The sequence below is a fragment of the Xanthomonas axonopodis pv. maculifoliigardeniae genome (genome assembly GCF_041519315.1).
In the GTDB taxonomy this organism is placed as follows: domain Bacteria; phylum Pseudomonadota; class Gammaproteobacteria; order Xanthomonadales; family Xanthomonadaceae; genus Xanthomonas; species Xanthomonas euvesicatoria.
In genome coordinates, this window is sequence record NZ_CP167998.1 from 640,188 (window position 1) to 658,236 (window position 18,049).

Consider the following 18,049-nt stretch of genomic DNA (forward strand, 5'->3'; position numbering starts at 1 on the left):
AGCCTGCTGGCCCTTTTGCTTACGGCCTGTCACCCCCCGGAGACCAGCATGACCCAGACCCATTCCCCCGCCACCGAGGCAACTGCAGCAGCCGACGTTAAGGCCGGCGGCCGCGGTCTTGCCAAGGTGAATCCGAGTCCGCGTAGGGCCTACGAGGTTACGCTCACCGTGGACAAGGCGCCTGGCGCGTTTGGCCTGGTGGAGGCTGCGGCGCAATACGACGTCAGCAATGAGCAGGAATGCGGCAAGATCCAGCCCGAAACCGGCACAGCCGGCCGCATCACCAGTCAGGAAAATGTCGCGCTCAAGAAGATTTCCGAGACCGAATACCGCGGCACCGTGTATCTGGATCTGATGCAGGACGAGGACTACTACGGTCGCGGCGTGTGCCATTGGGAATTCAGCGGCGCCAGCGTGTTGCTCAAGGCCACCGGTGCCGAAGAAGACACGCGGTTCTTGTCGTTTATCGAAGCCAAGACGGTGACCGCGCAGCAGGCGGTGACCAAGTACTACTGGAAAGACGGCTATCCGCGCTCGGAATCCAAGAGTTTCCCGGACACCGGCGAGCTCAGCCCGGAGAACTTCAAGCCTGAGATCCGCGACAATCTCTTCACCATCACGCTGGCTGCCAAGGAAGTTGCGCCATGAGTATTCCGTCACCGCAATATGCCGGTTTATCCGAGGACGCCTACAAGGATCGCGCCGTCGGTCGGCGTGCACCGGGGCACGAAGAGATCGTCACGATCGAGGGAGAGCGTTATGCCGTTCTCGATCACGTCAACAATCAATCCAACGGTTACCAGGGCACGGTTTACCGCCGTGAAACCAGTGGCGAGATCGTGGTTGCGCATCGAGGCACCGAGGGCGCGGTCAATGACGTGCTCACCGATGCCACCATGGTCACCTCGCGGACCAATCCACAGGCTGCAGATGCGCTTGCGCTGACCAAGCATGCGATGGACATCGCCAAGGATGTCGGCAAGCGAACCGGTCATCAACCGGAAGTGACCGTCACCGGCCATTCGCTCGGCGGCGCGCTTGCGCAGGTGTCCGCACACCACTACGACCTCAAGGGCGAAACCTTCAACGCGTATGGCGCGGCCAGTCTGAGTTATCGCATTCCGGAAGGTGGCAATAGCGTGATCAATCACGTCATGGCATCGGACCCGGTCAGCGCGGCATCGCCGCACTTCGGGCAGGTGCGCATGTACGCCAAGCCCGATGAGATTACCACCTTGAGTGGTGCCGGCTACAGCAATAGCAAGGCAAACTTTCTGATTCCGGACTACCCGCTGGTTGCTGCCGGCGGGTCGCTCGGAGCGCACAAGCTGGGCAACTTTCTGGGCGAACATTCTGCGCTCAGGGACCCCAACGCGCGCCCACTTGCCGAGCAGAACAAGCGCATGATCGAGGAGTACCGCAGCGATATCGATGGGCTGCGCACCGGTACCACTATCCTTACGCGTAGCGCGCGCGGCCTCGGCCAGGATGCCATCGATGCCATCCGCGGCCCGCTCGCGCCGGGCGAGCCGGCCAAACGCGACGCACGCGAGCATGGCAACGGCCATACCTCCCTGCGGATCGATCAACCCGGGCACGTGGGCAATGGCCTGTTCCAGGATGCCCAGCGCGGCGTGCATGCGCAGGACGCACGTGCCGGGCGCACGCCCGACCAGCACAGCGCGCAGTTATCCGGTTCGCTCGCATCGGAAATGCACGCCGCCGGTGGCCAGCGCATCGATGCGGTGATGATGAGCCCGGATGCCGCACGCACCTTTGCCGTGCAGGGACGTGTCGACGACCCGGCACAGCTGCGCGTGAGCGTGGACACCATGACGGCAATGAATACCCCGCTGGAACAGAGCAGCCAACGCGTCGCCGAAAACGCGGCGCGTCAGTCGGTGGCATTGGAGCAGCAACAGTCCCAGACCCAGCAACAGCAGCAGGGCGCACGCGCCATGGGCTGAGGGGCGTTTGGCGCTGCAGCGTTTGGGTGTGAAGTGACACATCACGCTGCGGCCCATGCCGCACGCCGGCCGGACTTCACATCGCCACCATCGAACATTGCATCAAGACGCCGGGCCTGCCCGGCGTTTTTGCGTTCATTCGCGCAGTCATGCGCACCGCTGCTGCTGCATCTGCACAACAACCGGCCCGCGCGAGGCGTGCAAATGCAAGGTTTTCCTGCATCGAGCTATGCCACAACTCCCCGCACCTATAGCGGCCTCAACCGGGCTGTACGGCCGTGCTTGAATCGCCACGGATTTGCAGCGATGCACGGCCAGGCACATGCCACGCCGCGCACACGCACCAGGCAAGACAGGGGATCAAGCAAGGCGCCAACCGGCGCGACATCCATCGATCGAGGGAGCGTTTCATGACCATCTTTTGCAGGCACTACCACCGTGTATGGCTCATCGTGCTGCTGTGTCTGTGCAGCGCCGGCGTCAGCGCGCAAGGCATCGCCAAAGGCGCGGACGTCAGCTGGCTCAATCAACAGGCCGCCAACAATCCGCCGCAGGTCTTTCGCGATGCAGCCGGCAACACCACCGACTTCATCAAGCTGTTCAAGGATGTCGGCGGCAACGCCATTCGCCTGCGCGTCTGGGTCAACCCGTCCGGCGGCTGGAACGATGGCCGCGACACCCTGGACAAGGCCAAGCGCGCCGCCGCGCAAGGCATGCGCATCATGATCGACTTCCACTACAGCGACAGCTGGGCCGACCCGGGCAAGCAGACCAAGCCTGCGGCATGGGCCGGCCACTCCGTTGCCCAGCTCAACACCGATGTGTACAGCCACACCCAGGGAATCCTCAAATACCTCAAGGACAACGGCATCACCGTCAGCTGGGTGCAGGTGGGCAACGAGATCAACAGCGGCATGCTGTGGAACGAGGGCAAGACGCCCAACTTCGCCAGCCTGGGCCAGTTCATCAACAGCGGCTACACCGCCACCAAGGCGGTGTATCCCAACGCCAAGGTCGTCGTGCATCTGGCCAATGGCTACGACAACGCCAACTTCCGCTGGTTCTTCGATAACCTGCGCTCGGCCGGCGGCAAGTGGGACGTGATCGGCATGTCGCATTATCCGCCGGTTGGCAGCTGGCAGGATTACAACAGCCGCCTGGACACCAACATGCGCGACATGATTGCGCGCTACGGCAGCGATGTGGTGATTTCCGAGGTCGGCATGGATTGGCAGCAGGCGGCCACCACCCGCGCCATGCTCAGCAACCTGCTCAGCCGCAGCAGCAGCATCGGCGCGCGCGTCCTCGGCGTGTTCTATTGGGAGCCCAACGCCTACCCGGGCTGGCAGGGCTACACCATGGGCGCAGTCAACAACAACGGCCAACTGACCGAAGCGCTGCAAGCATTCTGACCAGCACGCTGCCACGGGGCGGCGCCCGCCGCGGGGCGATGTCCTGGCAAACCCAAAGACCACGCCATCGCGTAGGAGCGCCCCCGGGCGCGACAGGCTTCACCGATAAAGCTGCTCGCGCTCAAGTGCGCTCCTGCAATCGGCGGCGCCCGCCGCTGGGATGTTCTGGCGACGGCACCCAGCCGAACCCACAGACTCCGCCATCGCGTAGGAGCGCACCTGGGCGCGAGGCGTCACCGAGAAAGCCTCTCGCGCCCAGGTGCGCTCCTACGGGCGGGCATGCACAGCGGCCCACTCGATGCGGCAGCGCCCGGCCATCGCCTGCCGCTGCCCCTCATCCTTTGGTCGTACACCGGCCGCGCCCGCTGCGCCGCATCGGCGTTTCAACAGGCACCCAGGCTCCACGCAGCGCACAACAGCGTCCCATTCCATACGCACCCGTAGCGAGGAATGGCAACAGGTGCGTGCGGTACACTTGGGGGTTCACGAATTCACGATGTCGACACACCCGCGGGGTGTGTCCCCCCGGGAGCGCTAATGAACTGGTTGAACGAAGTGCTGCACAACGATCCGAACCCGCTTGAGACGCAGGAGTGGCTCGAATCGATCAAGGCCGTCATCGACGTCGAAGGCCCGGAGCGCGCCCATCAGCTGCTGGAAGGCATGGTCGAACAGACCCGCCGCGCCGGCGCTTACCTGCCGTTCTCGCCCACCACCGAGTACGTCAACACCATCGCACCGGCCAACGAGGCCAAGCACCCCGGCGACTCCGCGCTGGAGTGGAAGATCCGCTCGATCATCCGCTGGAACGCCATGGCCACCGTCGTGCGGGCCAACCGCAAGCCGGGTGACCTGGGCGGCCACATCGCCTCCTTCGCCTCCAGCGCCACGCTGTACGACGTGGGCTTCAACCACTTCTGGCGTGCGCCTTCGGACAACCATCCGGGCGATCTGCTGTTCATCCAGGGCCATAGCGCCCCGGGGATCTACGCCCGCGCCTTCCTCGAAGGCCGCATCAGCCAGTCCCAGCTGGACAATTTCCGCATGGAAGTGGACGGCCAGGGCATCTCCTCCTACCCGCACCCGTGGCTGATGCCCGAGTTCTGGCAGACCCCCACCGTGTCGATGGGGCTGGGCCCGCTGGCCGCCATCTACCAGGCGCAGTTCATGCGCTACCTGGAAAACCGCGGCCTCATCGAGAAGTCCGACCGCAAGGTGTGGTGCTTCATCGGCGACGGCGAAAGCGACGAGCCGGAAACCCTCGGCGCCATCGCGCTGGCCGGCCGCGAAGGCCTGGACAACCTGATCTTCGTGGTCAACTGCAACCTGCAGCGCCTGGACGGCCCGGTGCGCGGCAACGGCAAGATCATCCAGGAACTGGAAGGCGTGTTCCGCGGCGGCGGCTGGAACGTCATCAAGCTGCTGTGGGGCGGTTACTGGGATGCCCTGCTGGCCAAGGACAGCGACGGCGTGCTGCGCAAGCTGATGATGGAAACCGTCGACGGCGAATACCAGAACTGCAAGGCCTTCGGCGGCGCCTACACCCGCGCCAACTTCTTCGGCAAGTACCCGGAGACCGCGGCCATGGTGGCCGGCCTGTCCGACGACGACATCTGGCGCCTGAACCGTGGCGGCCACGACCCGCACAAGGTGTATGCCGCCTACCACCAGGCCGTGAACACCACCGGCATGCCCACCGTGATCCTGGCCAAGACGGTCAAGGGCTACGGCATGGGCTCGGCCGGTGAGGCGCTCAACCCCACCCACCAGACCAAGAAGCTGGACGATGCGGCGGTCAAGCACTTCCGCGACCGCTTCAACATTCCGGTCACCGATGCCCAGTTGGAAGACGGCCAGGTGCCGTTCTACCACCCCGGCGAAGATTCCCCGGAAGTGCAGTACCTGAAGGAGCGCCGCAACGTGCTGGGCGGCTTCCTGCCGTCGCGCCGTCCCAAGGCCAGCAAGTCGTTCGTGGCGCCCACGCTCGACAAGTTCGAGCGCCTGCTCAAGGACAGCGGCGAGCGCAGCTATTCCACCACCATGTCCTTCGTGCAGAGCCTCAACATCGCCCTGCGCGACAAGGAACTGGGCCCGCGCATCGTGCCGATCGTGGCCGATGAGGCGCGCACCTTCGGCATGGAAGGCATGTTCCGCCAGATCGGCATCTATGCCCCGTTCGGCCAGAAGTACAAGCCGGTCGACGCCGACCAGCTGATGTACTACCGCGAAGACCAGACCGGCCAGGTGCTGCAGCAGGGCATCAGCGAGCCGGGCGCGATTGCATCCTGGATGGCCGCCGGCACCAGCTACTCGGTGTCGGATGTGCCGATGCTGCCGTTCTACATCTACTACTCCATGTTCGGCTTCCAGCGCGTGGGCGACATCGCCTGGCAGGCAGCGGACATGCGCACGCGTGGCTTCCTGCTCGGCGGCACCGCCGGCCGCACCACGCTCAACGGCGAAGGCCTGCAGCACGAAGACGGCTTCAGCCAGGTCATCGCCGGCTCCATCCCGAACGTGCGTAGCTACGACCCGACCTTCGGTTTCGAAGTCACCGTCATCATGCAGCACGGCATGAAGGCGATGATGGAAGACCAGATCGACGAGTACTACTACATCACCTTGATGAACGAGAACTACGCCCACCCCGGCATGCCGGACGGCGCAGCCGAGGGCATCATCAAGGGCATGTACCTGCTCAAGGACGCCGGCAAGCCCAAGAAGGGCGAGCTGCGCGTGCAGCTGCTGGGCAGCGGCACCATCCTGCGCGAGGCCATTGCAGCGGCCGAGCTGCTGGACAAGGACTTCGGCGTCACCGCCGACATCTGGTCCTGCCCCAGCCTCAACGAAGTGCGCCGCGACGGCTACGCCGTAGAACGCTGGAACCGACTGCACCCGGAAGCCGAACAGCGCAAGCCGTACGTCACCCAGCTGCTGGAAGGCCGCCAGGGCCCGGCCATCGCCGCAACCGACTACGTGCGCGCCTTCGCCGACCAGATCCGCGCCTTCGTCCCGATGACCTACACCGTCCTCGGCACGGATGGCTTCGGTCGCTCGGATACGCGTGCCAACCTGCGTCGGTTCTTCGAGGTGGATCGCTACTACATCGCGCATGCCGCCATTGCGGCGTTGGCGAAGGATGGGAAGATGACGGGGAAGGATGTGGCCCGGGCGATCAAGCAGTACAAGATTGATCCAGAGAAGGCGAATCCTGTTGGGGTTTGACTGGCTACAGGGGAATTAAAAAGGGCGGCCAATGGGCCGCCCTTTTTTACATCATCCAATGACAAGCGCTTTGGCATGTGCACAGATCATTGGGGGAGGAAGCGCATTACCTATCATTAGCGCAATCGCTTCCTTACCATGGCTTGTTTCGAATTGATAATCGGCTGGGAAGCCCTGAAGCAGCGCTGCCTCTCTAAGCGTAATCGCTCGATTTTCATCAGGGTGTAAAAAGCGTCCCTTTGAAGGATTATGGCAGCCGCTAGTGATGGTCGGTGCCGGCTTTGACCATGCCATTCTGCCGTACACATCGCTAAAACCAGAAGTTCGCTTATGGCATGGCAACACAAGACCCTCCGGAAGGTCTGATCGGCTGCCTCCATTTTTGGGAATTCTATTAATCATGTCCAACACATGTGGAGCGTGGGATGTCCGCATGTGATGAAGATTGTCATTATCTGAAATATTTGAATTTTGAAGGGCGTCTCTAACGGTCGGACGCTCATTGGAAATGCAAGGTAGGCTGGGCTTCCGGCCGAGCGAGGCAAGCATAATCAAGCGCTTCCGTCTCTGCGCAACTCCATAATCATTGGCGTCAATTACACCGTCTACTATTTCGTAACCTTCGTTTTCAAGGCCGCGTATCAAATCCTGCCAGAGTGGCTGGCGTCTCAATCCTGGAACGTTCTCTAGCAGTAGATGTCGCGGTTTCAGAGCTTTGGCATAGTAGAGAAAGACCATCGCAAGATCATTTCTTGGGTCGCTATTGCTTCTGGCGCCATTCTTTGTGCGAATGCGCGAAAATCCCTGGCAAGGAGGGCAGGCGGCCAGGAGGTCTAATTTTCCCTTCCTGATCTTGAGGGATCTCATCAGTGCGACTGGGTCGGTCTCACGAATGTCACCTTCAATCAGTGAGACATCGCCGTGATTTAGTCTGTACGTGAGAGCTGCTTTGGTATCTATTTCAATGCCAGCCAAGACCTGGAATCCAGCCATTTTGAGGCCTAGCGTTAATCCGCCACAGCCCGAAAATAGATCAATTGCAGTCATTCGCTTAGTCATTAGACGCGCGCCAGGCCAAAATGAAATTGCTCAGCTTTTGAGATATTTCCATTATATCCAAATTTCCGGACGAATTTTTGGAAATTTCATAGCCCGCAATTTCCACAATCTGGACAGCAGTAGCCGTGTCGACTCCCCGCAATTCAATGCCAGCTAAAACTAGAGGTCTGCGGTTGATGTTGATCACGGAACTCAGCGGGCGTTAGTCCGCCCAGGCTGTCGTGCGGGATCTGTTGGTTGTAGTCGGCAAGCCAGTGTTCGGTCTGTTCGCGGACCTCGCTCAGCGTGCGGAAGAGATGCATGTCCAGCACGCCGCGCCTGTAGCTGCCGTTGAAGCGTTCGATAAAACCGTTCTGCATCGGACGCCCCGGTTCAATGAAGTCCAAGGCGATGCCCTTACGCTCGGCCCACTCGGACAAGGCCAGCGCGACAAATTCCGGCCCGTTGTCCAAACGTAGCTTGTTCGGATAGCCGCGCCAAGCTGCGATGCGTTCCAACGTGCGGATGACGCGGGCGGCCGGAAGATTCAGGTCCACTTCGATCGCCAAGGCTTCCCGACTGAAATCGTCGATGACATTGAACGTGCGAAAACGCCGACCGTCCCATAACGCATCGGACATGAAGTCGATCGACCATCCAGCATTGGGGCGATCACCGCAGGCCAGCGGCTGTGGATGACGCGTCGGTACCCGGCGCCTGCTGCGACGACGTTGATTGAGCTTCATCAGGCAATACACGCGCCAGACCCTCTTGTGGTTCCACACATGTCCGCGACGGCGGATGATTTGAAAAAGTTTTCCAAATCCACGCTCAGGAAAACGCTCGGCCAACTCGGACAACAGCGCGATAACCTCATCATCCCGATCGGGACGACGCTGATAGCGCATCGTCGAGCGCGCCACGCCAACCACCGAACAGGCCCGGCGCTCGCTCCAGCCATGCTGCTCGATGAGCCAGGCCAGAAGCGGGCGCTTGTGCGCCGGGTCTACAGTTTTTTTGCGATGACATCCTTCAATGCATGGTTTTCCATCGCCAGCTCGGCGTACATGCGTTTGAGCTTGTTGTGCTCGGTCTCCAGGTCGCGAAGGCGCTGCACATCAGCGGCCTCCATGCCGCCGTACTTGGATTTCCAGACGTAGTACGTCGCATCGGAAATCCCTAGCTCACGACACACATCCTTGACTTGGCGGCCACCCTCGACCTGCTTCAGCGTGGCGACGATCTGGCTATCGGTGAACTTGCTCTTGCGCATTGGTGGTCTCCTTGATGGCTAGTGTGCCCGGAGACCTCTAGTTATGGCTGGATCAAGTTTACGGGGAGTCGACAGAGGGCTTCCAGTTGCTGGATGTGTTCGGGCCGCTGGATATGTTCGGCAATCTGGAAGGCAAGGTGAGGATCGTGATGCTCGGCGAACGTGTCGGCGCAGTCGCCAGTAGCGCCGGCCCAACGGTTGCGGTGGAATGCGCGCTGGATTCGGCGCCTCCAGTCGACATCCTGATGGTGCCGGGCGGCATGGGCACGCGCCGCGAGGTGGACAACGCCGCGTTGGTTGCTGGCATTGCGCGCCTGGCGCACACGGCCCCGCATGTGGCCAGCATCTGTACTGGCGCCGTATTGCTTGCGCGCGCCGGCCTGCTGGATGGGCGGCGCGCCACCACCAACAAGCGCGCCTTCGCCTGGGTGACGTCGCAGGGTCCGAAGGCGGAGTGGGTGAAGCGTGCGCGCTGGGTGGAGGATGGACATCTATTCACATCCTCAGGCGTGTCCGCTGGAACGGACATGGCGCTGGCGCTCATTGCGAAGATCTTCGGCCACGACGCTGCCAAGGAAGTCGCCAGCATCGCGGAGTACGTCTGGAACGAGGATGCCGGCGACGACCCGTTTGCCACCGCCCTCGCTGCCGGCTAAATGGTGGGTGCGCTGAGACTGTCTTGTTGATCCGGCTCAGCGGCAAGATGCGACCGGAGCCGCAATGCACCAGGTGGGGCCAGGCTGCGCGCTGATGAAGCGCCGTGCAGCGCTTGATCCTGGTCCACCTGTCTACCAGCCCGCAGCAAGGAGCCGCGCCCCCATGCCATTGGCCATCTTCCGTCGTTACCTTTCGTTCGCGGCCGCCGTTGCCGTTGCCACGCTTGCAGGATGCGGCATGACCAAGCCCCCGATTTCAAAAAAGCAGTTTTCGCAGAATGTTGCGGCACTGCTTGCAGGTAAGGAATCGGCTGTTGTCGAAGCCGGGAAACTGGCCGATGTTGCCTGGAGTCGGCTGTGCTTCGAGCGCGAGGACAGTTTGTTGCTCACGTTCGATCAGGGCGGTGAGACATCCGTACTGCCGTTGCCTTACGAAGAGTTCTTCGTTGAGGAAGCCCATGTAGCCAATTCGCTGGAAAATAGCTGCATCACGCCGGCCGACCGCATCCTGGTCAAGAGAAAATATTCGGGCGATCACGGGCGTATCGAGTTTCAAAAGGCGACGCAGGAGGGCTGAACCATGGCCGAGGTCACCGATTCGAACGGTGCCAAGCGCGGTCATGGCGGCGACCATGTTCAGACGGATTCACGTGCGCGCAGGTGATTGAGCAGGAGGACGTGCTGCACTGGCGGCATCGGCATATCGCGCTGCCCGTGGTCCCATTGCTGCAGGAATGGGGTCAGATACGCGCGATGCCAGGCATTCAGACGCGTACGCGCGGCATGGCGTGCGCGCAGGCGCTCAACCACCGCTGCCGCAGCGACGTCGTCCCCATGTTCCAGATGGTGGAACACAAACGCCAGTAATGTGCTGTCGGGACTGGCAAGCAGCACATCCTGGGCAATTGCCCCGGTGCTGTGGCCTTCCTCCATCATGCGCATGACTATCTCGAGGTCGCGATCGAAGAATGGCCCGGACAACTGCTGCGCGATCACATCGAAGTAGTACGCGTCCAGGGCAGGGAGGGCAGCGGCCAGACGGTCGAAGGCGTTGCCCAGCTGCGCATCGCTGCGAGCCGGGTCCAGTCTCACGCCGCCATACGTGCCGATGTCCTTGGGGTTGAGCACATGCTCGCCGAGCAGCGGTGCGGCACGATCGTATATGTGCAGGTCGTGCAGTTGGGTGGTTGCCGAACGTTGCTGCCAGTCCAGCAGCCGGGCGTGCTGCAGGCCTGCCTGGACAATCAACTCCCCACACGTCGCGTCGTGGGTGGCCCACAGACACTGGCGGCTGCCGTCGCGGTCGCGGGTCCAACACCATGGATGCTCAGGTGGCGCGGCAACCGGCGACCAACCTGCCTGCTGCAGCGCGGCGCTCAGGCGCTGCTCCACCAGCATCGGGATCAGTTCCTGCACGCGTGCGAGCTGGCGCCGGGTCCTGTTGCGTGCGGCCAGCAAGGCAGTGGGCGTGCGCTTGGGCTGCAAGAAGAAGCGCAAGCCGGCGTTTTGCTCGATCTCGCCAGGCTCCTGGCTCTCGCTGAGGTGAGGCAGCGCGAGATCTTCCGACACGCCGCGCCGGCGCTTGAGTCCACGCCGCGCGGCGATGCCACGGATTGCCTGCAGGTCATCGCAGGCGACAAGACCGTCCAGCGACGACGCCAGGCCGTCCTCGGCGGTGAATGTGGCGTCGAGCCAGCCGTTGACCAGCAGGCCATAGAAGTTGGTGAACAACTCGCCATCGTCGGCCTGATCGGCAAGCGTCAGCACGGCACGGAACAAGGCGGAAACCGGCATGGCGTGGCCGGTTCCCGTTTGCTGGTAGAGCACGGATGCGTTTTCTTCCAGGTGTAGATAGCCCGTGCCACGATCGCTCTCCAACCAGCACGATGTCTCGGCAGCCCTCGCTTGGGCGCGCAGCGCCGCATCGTCGATGGCCTCCACCGGCGTGCGCACCAGCACGTCGTGGCGCAGCAGCACCTCATGCATGCGCAGCCAGGTCAGGCCGGTGTCGTAGCGTGCCTGCAGGTGGAGCAAGGCGTGGATGAGCGCGGCCTGGTGCGCGGCGTTTTGCGTACTGCGATCGACCAGGTGGATGGCGCGTTCGATCACGTCCTCGATCGCGTGCTGTGACATGGGCAACGTCCTTGCTGGGGGCCGCGACAATACGCACCATCGTAGCGGCTCGCGACAACCGATCAACGACTTCGCCGGCCTGCAGCATTTTGCGAGTGCACTTAAGTCCGCCTCTGGTGCCCATGTGAGTTGTCGCTAGCTCTGTGCAAGGCCGCTAACAGGCATTGGCTTTACCTGCTGGAAATCGCGTCTTCAACGGTGTGTCGTGATGACGTGAAGGGTGCGTGGTTGCGTGCTCTTGAAAGAATCCGCAGCCTCGTGGATCACAGCGCGGCGACGGCCTAGCGCCGATCATTGCCTGCATGAATATCGGGAACCAGATCACGGCGCGCACCGTGACCGTCACCTCGGGCGACACCGGGCGCGCGCACAGTAAAGTCAATGTGGAATTGTCGGCGCGCCCTGATCCGCGGTGGCAATCGTGCTTCCACTTCGTCGTGCAGGGCCGCGATGGGTTCTACATGGAAGGCCGCCCCATCTTCGACCAGTCAAACTTCGAAGGTGTCGTGCCAGCCGGGCAGGTAGATGCCTTTCGGCACGAATTGCCGGAGGTTTTGGCCTTGACCAACACGCTTGCGCGCGCGCAAGCCATCAAGGATGCGGATCGGCGATAGCGCAGAGCCCGCGACGCCTGCCGGGACGATTGCAGCGTGAGTCGGCCAAGCACCGCGCGGCAAAAACTGCACAAGGCGCGGGTTCATCTGCTCTGCCACTGGAAGGAAGCTTCTTCCTTCTTGCGTAGATGCCAATGCAGGCGCGCCCGGCTGTTCGGAACACCTCTGTCCCCGCTTTACATCGTCAGATGCCGCTCAACAGCGAGGGCTGTCTGGAGACGGTGCGAACATGGCCGGTTTCTGTGTCGAAGGATGCAGAGCGTTGCGGCCACATCGCGGGCAAAAGCGCATCGCTCGGCCAGGCAGATGTGATGCCTTCGGTGATATGTGCCTCACTTTGGGCGTGGCACTTGCACCGGAGTTCAAGACTTCACGCAACCTGCCGTAAATCCACGCTCACCAGAAGGTTCGATGGAACTGTGGAGGCTGTGTTGAACGTGATGATTCGATTGCTCGTTGTGTCCTTGGCGGCTGCGTGTGTCGCCCCCGTACTGGCTGCCGAAAAAGTGCCTGCGCAGATCGATGGCACGGGTGCGCGCATCCGGATGTTTGGTCAGAACGGCGTGGGAATCGTGTTGTACAAGGACGCTGTGTGTACCGCCACGTATGGCGAGAAGGTGCGTGCGTCCGGTTCGTTGGGGAGCGCGTTCGGCTCGCTGATGGGGTCGGTGAAGAACCAGGCGATCGGCATTCCGGAGACCCAGAACACGCGCAACCTGCACGAGCGCAAGATGATCGGTTCCAAGCCGTTCTACAAGGAATATGCGATCGAAGCCGGCAAGCCGGTGGTGGTGGAAGCCGGTGCCAGTTCGCCGGCGCATTGGACCAGCACGCCGGGCTTCAAAAGCGGTTGGACATGCGGGCCGTTGCTGGCGTCCACCTTTGTTCCGGAGGCGGGTGCCGATTACGAGGTTGCGTTGGACCTGGACTTTCGCAACTCGGTCTGCACCTGGGCGGTCAAACGGGTTGCCGTTGATGGACAGGTAACTCCTGTCGATGTGGCGCCCGTCTCCAAAGACTGCAAATAATCTCTAGCGTTGCATCAGCTCAGGATGTGGCCAGCGATGATGCAGGCCAATGACGAGACGTTGGCCTGCGTGATTGCAGCACGCGGGCAAAAAAGCAGGAATGGCATCCCTGACGACAGACGTGGCTAGATGGAAGACGAGTCGTTGATGCTGTCTGCCGCCTCTGCAAGGATGTGCTGACGATATGGTCGACACGTTTCTTGCACGCACTTGCAGTCTGTGTCACTGCGCATCGCGCCAATAGCGCCGGATGCCGACAGCGTCAATCGAACACCGTTTTTGCTGGTGGTGAGGAATACGCGTGCCGGTATGGATCGCCAGGCCCCGTCATCGCGCCTCACCAATCGGTCGGCGCGTAATCCTTCAAGAACTGGCCCCACACATGTTCGCCGGTGTTGAAGCCGTGGATGATCGGGTCGACGATACGCGCGGCGCCGTCGACGATATCCAGCGGTGGGTGGAAGCGTTCCTGCTGCACCTTGAGCGCGGCGATCTCTGCCGGGTCTTCGTCGGTGACCCAGCCGGTGTCCACACTGTTCATATGGATGCCGTCGTTCTGGTAATCAGCCGCCGAGGTGCGCGTCATCATGTTCAACGCGGCCTTGGCCATGTTGGTGTGCGGGTGGCGCGTGGTCTTGAAGTTGCGATAGAACTGGCCTTCCATCGCCGAGACGTTGACGATGTGCTTGTCGCGTTCGGGCGTGCGCAGCATCAACGGCTTGAGACGCGCATTGATGATGAAGGGCGCGATGGCGTTGACCAGCTGCGTTTCCAACAGCTCCACCGACGGCACTTCGGCCATCAGCAGGCGCCAGGAATTGCGGCCGCGCAGATCGACCTGCTGCAGGTCCTGATCCAGTCGCCCATCAGGAAACAGATGCTGCTGGCCTACCAGCTCGTCGTCCAGCAACGCGATCTGCGAGAGTTCGGCGGCACGGGTGAGGCCGTCGGCGCTGTCGAGCCCACGGCCATGCACCGCGGGTAACGCGGTGGCCGAGGCATCGCGGAGCAACTCCGGGGTGCGCAGGCCTTCGTAATGACCGACAAGATTCCGCACGGTCTCCGGCAATTCGTGCAATGCGGCAGTTTCGCCGGCCATCATGTGGGCGTAGAACTGCGGCGGGCGCCGCACGGTCTGGCAGGCGTTGTTGATGATGAAATCCAGCCGCTCGCGCGTGGCCAGCAGTTCATTGCAGAACGCTTCCACGCTGGGGGTATGGCGCAGGTCCAACCCGAACACCTGCAGGCGATGACCCCACTGCGCGAAGTCCGGCTCCTGCGCATAGCGCGCGGCCGAATCGCGCGGAAAGCGCGTGGTGACAATCAACTCTGCACCGGCGCGCAGCAGCTTCAACCCCGCCTGGTACCCGATCTTGACGCGCCCGCCGGTCAGCAAGGCGACGCGCCCGCGCAGGTCGGCGGTTTCGGTGCGCTTGAAGAAGTTCAGCTCCGCACAGGTCGGGCACATCTGGTCGTAGAAATGATGCAGCTCGGTGAACTTCTGCTTGCAGACATAGCAATGGCGCAGCTCGGGCGAATGCGTGGGCTCCGCCGCGGCAGTGGCGTTTTCGCCGTTGTGGGCATCGTGCAGGCCGGCGGCATGCGGCGGGAAATAGTTTGGCGTGCTGAATACCGGTTTGCGTCGTAGTGCGCGGATACCGCGTTGTTCCAGCAGCGCTTCGGCCTTGCGCACCTTTTCCTGATGGCGCTCGCGCTCGCGCTGCTTGAGCAACTGCCGCCGCGCCTTCGGCTCGGGGTGATAGACCTTGGCAACCACTTGATGCAGCCGCACGCGGTCGGCTTCGGGCAGGGTGTCCAGTACGCTGCGGTCGGCGTCGATGGCCTCCAGCACGTCCAGGGCCGCGCGCAGGCGGTCGGTCAGGGGCAGCTCGTCGTTGGGCACGGGTGGGACGTTGGTGTTCAAGGCAGATCCGGAATGGGCGGCTGGCAACGCAGGCACGATGGCCGGCAGCCAGCAGGCGAAGACGATGACAGGAGCAGGCGGGCAGGGCGCCGCTGCGCTTGGCCGCTGGCCGGGATGTCGGCAGGCGGACATTTTCGCCGATTGTGGGTGGCTGGCGCCAATACGGGCGGCTGAGCGGGTCAGCCAGGCTGTTGCCGCGCGCTCGGCTGGCGGCCTTGGGCGCTCCATGAGCGACGAGCTGTCGGTGAACGTCCCCCAGCTGCGGGCAGGATGCGACTGGCCGGATGTTTGGGTAATCTTCCGCCACACCGGCGCGAATTGGCGCCCGGGGCATTCAAGGGGACATCGATGAAGACTTCCATGCTGGCCATCGGGCTGGCCGGCTTGCTGTGTGCGTGCACCGTTGTGTCGCCCGATCCGGGGCAGCAGGCCGTGTTGGTGGATAAGCCCTTGTTCTTCGGCAAGGGCGGCATCCGCCTGGACGATGTGCGCGATCCCGGGCGCACTTACACCTGGCTGACCACGTCGGCCAGCTATGTGGATGTGACGCCGCAAACCGTGCAGGTGGCATTCGACGATTTTTCCTCCAGCGACAACATCCTGTTGGACTTCTCCACCCAGATCCAATACAGGATTACTGCGCCGGCGCTGCTGTTGTCCAGGTTTGGGCAGGATTGGTTCAAGAACAACGTGGCCAGCCAGTACGCGTCCATCGTGCGCGACCAGGTCAAGCGCTACGACATGACCAAGATGATGAGCGACCCGGACACGGCCAGGAAGATCGACGATTCGGTGACACAAAACGTCAGTGCCTTGGTCAAGGAGCAAGGCCTGCCGATCCAGATCCAGAACATCACCTTGGGCCGCGCACGTCCGAATCCGGATGTGTTGCAACAGATGAATCTGACCGCCGCGCAGCAACAGCGGGTCAAGACCCTGGTGGAGGCGACCACCGCAGAACGGCAGCGCGAGCAGGAGCAAGAGGCCAAGGCCGACGCCGACAACGCGTACCGCAACCGCATGGGGCTGACGCCGGAGCAGTGCCTGGCCAGCCAGATCGCCGAGCTCAATGCCGAGGCCTGCAAGAAAGCGCAGGCGTGCTACATGGTGCCATCGGGAACGGCGGTGATTGCAAGATAGGTGCGTCTTGCCGGCCGCCAGGCGCCCGCACCGGGCGATGCGCCTGCCTGCATTCTTCCACGGTGATCGCGTGCCACGCTCGCGCACCATCGCGCTGCTCACGCAGCCTGCAACATCGCTGGGCTACGGTCGCCAGTGAGCGTCGCGGCGGGAGAAAGCACGATGGGTCTGTTGGTCGATGGGAAATGGCAGGACAGGTGGTATGACACCAGCAAGAGCGAGGGACGGTTCGAGCGCTCGCAGTCGCAGTTTCGCAATTGGGTCACGCGCGATGGCAGCGCCGGGCCGCATGGCCAGGGCGGGTTCCAGGCGGCTTCGGGGCGTTATCACCTGTATGTGTCGCTCGCCTGCCCATGGGCGCACCGCACGCTGATCTTCCGGCGCCTGAAAGGGCTGGAGTCGATGATCGACGTGTCCATCGTGCACTGGCTGATGCGCGAAAACGGCTGGACCTTCGCCGATGGGCCAGGCGTGGTCGGCGACACCGAGAATCACGCGCAATATCTGTACGAGGTGTATCTCAAGGCCGACCCGCATTACTCGGGCCGGGTCACGGTGCCGGTGTTGTGGGACCGCGAGCGCAAGACCGTGGTCAGCAACGAGTCGGCAGAGATCATCCGCATGTTCAATAGCGCCTTCGACGCGATTGGCGCTGCAGACGGTGATTTTTATCCGGAGCCGCTGCGCGAGCAGATCGATGCTGTGAACGCGCGTGTCTACGACACCGTCAACAACGGGGTCTACAAGGCGGGCTTTGCGACTACCCAGGCGGCCTATGACGAAGCGGTGTTGCCGTTGTTCGAAAGCCTGGACTGGCTGGAGGCGCGCCTGAGCGCACAACGCTATCTCTGCGGCGACCGGCTCACCGAAGCCGACTGGCGCCTGTTCACCACACTGGTGCGGTTCGATGCGGTGTACGTGGGGCACTTCAAATGCAATCTCCGGCGCATTGCCGACTACCCGCAGCTGTCTGGATTCCTGCGCGAGCTCTACCAGATGCCGGGGATTGCCGACACCGTGAACTTCCAGCACATCAAGGGGCATTACTACCAGAGCCACGACACCATCAACCCCACCGGTATCGTCCCGATGGGGCCGCTACTGGATCTGGATGCGCCTCATGGGCGTGGCGACTGATTCGCATGGTCGACATGGCACAGCGGGTATGGTGGCGTATGCTGCGCACCCGCGCGATCAACAGGCGACGTCATGCTCAATCATGTCATGGTAGGAACGAACGATATCGCGCGTGCGCGAGCGTTCTACGATGCAGTGCTAGGAGGTGTCTTCGGTGCGCCTGCGCCGTTCGTCAATCAGGCAGCAAGCGGGCACACGCGCCTGTTCTACCGGCATGCAGGCAGCACTTTTTGTGTAAGCGAGCCGATCAACGACGAACCCGCCAGCCCGGGTAACGGTGCAACGGTTGGCTTCAAATGCGACTCGCCGGAGCAAGTGCAGCACTTTCATGACAGCGCGGTCGCTGCTGGCGGCATTTCCATCGAAAGACCGCCCGGTTTGCGTGAGAGCAGCATGGGGCCGACGTGGTTGGCGTACGTGCGCGACCCTGATGGAAACAAGCTGTGTGCGATCTATCGCCCGGCGTGAGCAAGGTCTGTTACGCGGTCTGTCACAGGCATAA

General features: G+C 62.4%; 15 protein-coding genes and 1 pseudogene. 11 read left to right on the plus strand and 5 right to left on the minus strand.

Annotated features, from left to right (window positions below; genetic code table 11):
* Positions 1–48 precede the first annotated feature (48 nt).
* From ACDH77_RS02795 to aceE, 4 genes are all read left to right on the plus strand, one after another.
* On the plus strand, positions 49–648 hold the full coding sequence (locus tag ACDH77_RS02795) for a hypothetical protein (RefSeq protein WP_372353715.1): 600 nt from the start codon (positions 49–51) through the stop codon (positions 646–648).
* On the plus strand, positions 645–1,967 hold the full coding sequence (locus ACDH77_RS02800; RefSeq protein ID WP_029818547.1) for an XVIPCD domain-containing protein: 1,323 nt from the start codon (positions 645–647) through the stop codon (positions 1,965–1,967). Before ACDH77_RS02795 ends, ACDH77_RS02800 begins: the two co-directional genes overlap by 4 nt.
* Before the next feature lie 410 nt (positions 1,968–2,377).
* A complete protein-coding gene (locus tag ACDH77_RS02805) occupies positions 2,378–3,379 on the plus strand; it encodes an arabinogalactan endo-1,4-beta-galactosidase (RefSeq protein WP_057681118.1) in 1,002 nt (333 codons plus the stop codon).
* Positions 3,380–3,916: 537 nt separating this feature from the next.
* Complete coding sequence (gene aceE, locus ACDH77_RS02810) at positions 3,917–6,604, plus strand: pyruvate dehydrogenase (acetyl-transferring), homodimeric type (protein ID WP_372353716.1); 2,688 nt, start codon at positions 3,917–3,919, stop codon at positions 6,602–6,604.
* 51 nt (positions 6,605–6,655) lie between these two features.
* Here the strand turns inward: aceE and ACDH77_RS02815 are convergent, their stop codons facing one another.
* Both ACDH77_RS02815 and ACDH77_RS02820 read right to left on the minus strand, forming a co-directional pair.
* On the minus strand, positions 6,656–7,651 hold the full coding sequence (locus ACDH77_RS02815; RefSeq protein ID WP_372353717.1) for a DNA cytosine methyltransferase: 996 nt from the start codon (positions 7,649–7,651) through the stop codon (positions 6,656–6,658).
* Positions 7,652–7,806: 155 nt separating this feature from the next.
* Positions 7,807–8,915, minus strand: a protein-coding gene (locus ACDH77_RS02820) for an IS3-like element ISXca2 family transposase (protein WP_087944180.1) whose coding sequence is annotated in 2 segments (ribosomal slippage) — positions 7,807–8,663 and positions 8,663–8,915 — 1,110 coding nt in all. Because the reading frame shifts where the segments join, the coding sequence is not laid out codon by codon here.
* Positions 8,916–9,010: 95 nt separating this feature from the next.
* Here ACDH77_RS02820 and ACDH77_RS02825 point away from each other — a divergent pair.
* Both ACDH77_RS02825 and ACDH77_RS02830 read left to right on the plus strand, forming a co-directional pair.
* Positions 9,011–9,571, plus strand: a complete 561-nt coding sequence (locus ACDH77_RS02825) for a DJ-1/PfpI family protein (RefSeq protein WP_372353883.1) — start codon at positions 9,011–9,013, stop codon at positions 9,569–9,571.
* 163 nt (positions 9,572–9,734) lie between these two features.
* Entirely contained in the window at positions 9,735–10,148 is a 414-nt protein-coding gene (locus ACDH77_RS02830) for a hypothetical protein (RefSeq protein WP_029818557.1), read from the plus strand.
* 59 nt (positions 10,149–10,207) lie between these two features.
* On the opposite strand, the gene ACDH77_RS02835 is transcribed toward ACDH77_RS02830, so the two are convergent.
* Both ACDH77_RS02835 and ACDH77_RS02840 read right to left on the minus strand, forming a co-directional pair.
* Entirely contained in the window at positions 10,208–10,552 is a 345-nt protein-coding gene (locus ACDH77_RS02835) for a hypothetical protein (protein ID WP_218488936.1), read from the minus strand.
* A 42-nt stretch (positions 10,553–10,594) separates the two neighbouring features.
* A pseudogene (locus tag ACDH77_RS02840) lies at positions 10,595–11,704 on the minus strand (hypothetical protein); the annotation flags it as partial.
* Positions 11,705–12,006: 302 nt separating this feature from the next.
* On the opposite strand from ACDH77_RS02840, the gene ACDH77_RS02845 reads away from it, so the two are divergent.
* Together ACDH77_RS02845 and ACDH77_RS02850 are read left to right on the plus strand one after the other, a co-directional pair.
* Positions 12,007–12,318 (plus strand): hypothetical protein, encoded by a 312-nt coding sequence (locus ACDH77_RS02845; RefSeq protein WP_372353718.1) that lies wholly within the window; start codon positions 12,007–12,009, stop codon positions 12,316–12,318.
* 440 nt (positions 12,319–12,758) lie between these two features.
* Complete coding sequence (locus ACDH77_RS02850) at positions 12,759–13,346, plus strand: hypothetical protein (RefSeq protein WP_372353884.1); 588 nt, start codon at positions 12,759–12,761, stop codon at positions 13,344–13,346.
* A 337-nt stretch (positions 13,347–13,683) separates the two neighbouring features.
* Here ACDH77_RS02850 and ACDH77_RS02855 read toward each other — a convergent pair whose 3' ends face one another.
* Positions 13,684–15,270, minus strand: coding sequence for an SDR family NAD(P)-dependent oxidoreductase (locus tag ACDH77_RS02855; RefSeq protein WP_033479339.1), 1,587 nt, complete (start codon positions 15,268–15,270; stop codon positions 13,684–13,686).
* A gap of 360 nt (positions 15,271–15,630) precedes the next feature.
* Between ACDH77_RS02855 and ACDH77_RS02860 the strand changes: the two genes are divergently transcribed.
* The 3 genes from ACDH77_RS02860 (at position 15,631) to ACDH77_RS02870 (ending at position 18,015) form a co-directional block, all read left to right on the plus strand.
* Complete coding sequence (locus ACDH77_RS02860) at positions 15,631–16,410, plus strand: SPFH domain-containing protein (RefSeq protein WP_372353885.1); 780 nt, start codon at positions 15,631–15,633, stop codon at positions 16,408–16,410.
* A 162-nt stretch (positions 16,411–16,572) separates the two neighbouring features.
* Positions 16,573–17,547, plus strand: coding sequence for a glutathione S-transferase family protein (locus ACDH77_RS02865; RefSeq protein WP_218488914.1), 975 nt, complete (start codon positions 16,573–16,575; stop codon positions 17,545–17,547).
* 72 nt (positions 17,548–17,619) lie between these two features.
* A complete protein-coding gene (locus ACDH77_RS02870; protein WP_071117401.1) occupies positions 17,620–18,015 on the plus strand; it encodes a VOC family protein in 396 nt (131 codons plus the stop codon).
* Positions 18,016–18,049 lie beyond the last annotated feature (34 nt).

Bases quoted from the DNA above. Each gene is read 5' to 3' on its own strand.
- ACDH77_RS02795 (WP_372353715.1), top strand. From the start codon at position 49: ATGACCCAGACCCATTCCCCCGCCACCGAGGCAACTGCAGCAGCCGAC.
- ACDH77_RS02800 (WP_029818547.1), top strand. From the start codon at position 645: ATGAGTATTCCGTCACCGCAATATGCCGGTTTATCCGAGGACGCCTAC.
- ACDH77_RS02805 (WP_057681118.1), top strand. From the start codon at position 2,378: ATGACCATCTTTTGCAGGCACTACCACCGTGTATGGCTCATCGTGCTG.
- aceE (WP_372353716.1), top strand. From the start codon at position 3,917: ATGAACTGGTTGAACGAAGTGCTGCACAACGATCCGAACCCGCTTGAG.
- ACDH77_RS02815 (WP_372353717.1), bottom strand. From the start codon at position 7,651: ATGACTGCAATTGATCTATTTTCGGGCTGTGGCGGATTAACGCTAGGC.
- ACDH77_RS02830 (WP_029818557.1), top strand. From the start codon at position 9,735: ATGCCATTGGCCATCTTCCGTCGTTACCTTTCGTTCGCGGCCGCCGTT.
- ACDH77_RS02845 (WP_372353718.1), top strand. From the start codon at position 12,007: ATGAATATCGGGAACCAGATCACGGCGCGCACCGTGACCGTCACCTCG.
- ACDH77_RS02850 (WP_372353884.1), top strand. From the start codon at position 12,759: ATGATTCGATTGCTCGTTGTGTCCTTGGCGGCTGCGTGTGTCGCCCCC.
- ACDH77_RS02860 (WP_372353885.1), top strand. From the start codon at position 15,631: ATGCTGGCCATCGGGCTGGCCGGCTTGCTGTGTGCGTGCACCGTTGTG.
- ACDH77_RS02865 (WP_218488914.1), top strand. From the start codon at position 16,573: ATGGGTCTGTTGGTCGATGGGAAATGGCAGGACAGGTGGTATGACACC.
- ACDH77_RS02870 (WP_071117401.1), top strand. From the start codon at position 17,620: ATGCTCAATCATGTCATGGTAGGAACGAACGATATCGCGCGTGCGCGA.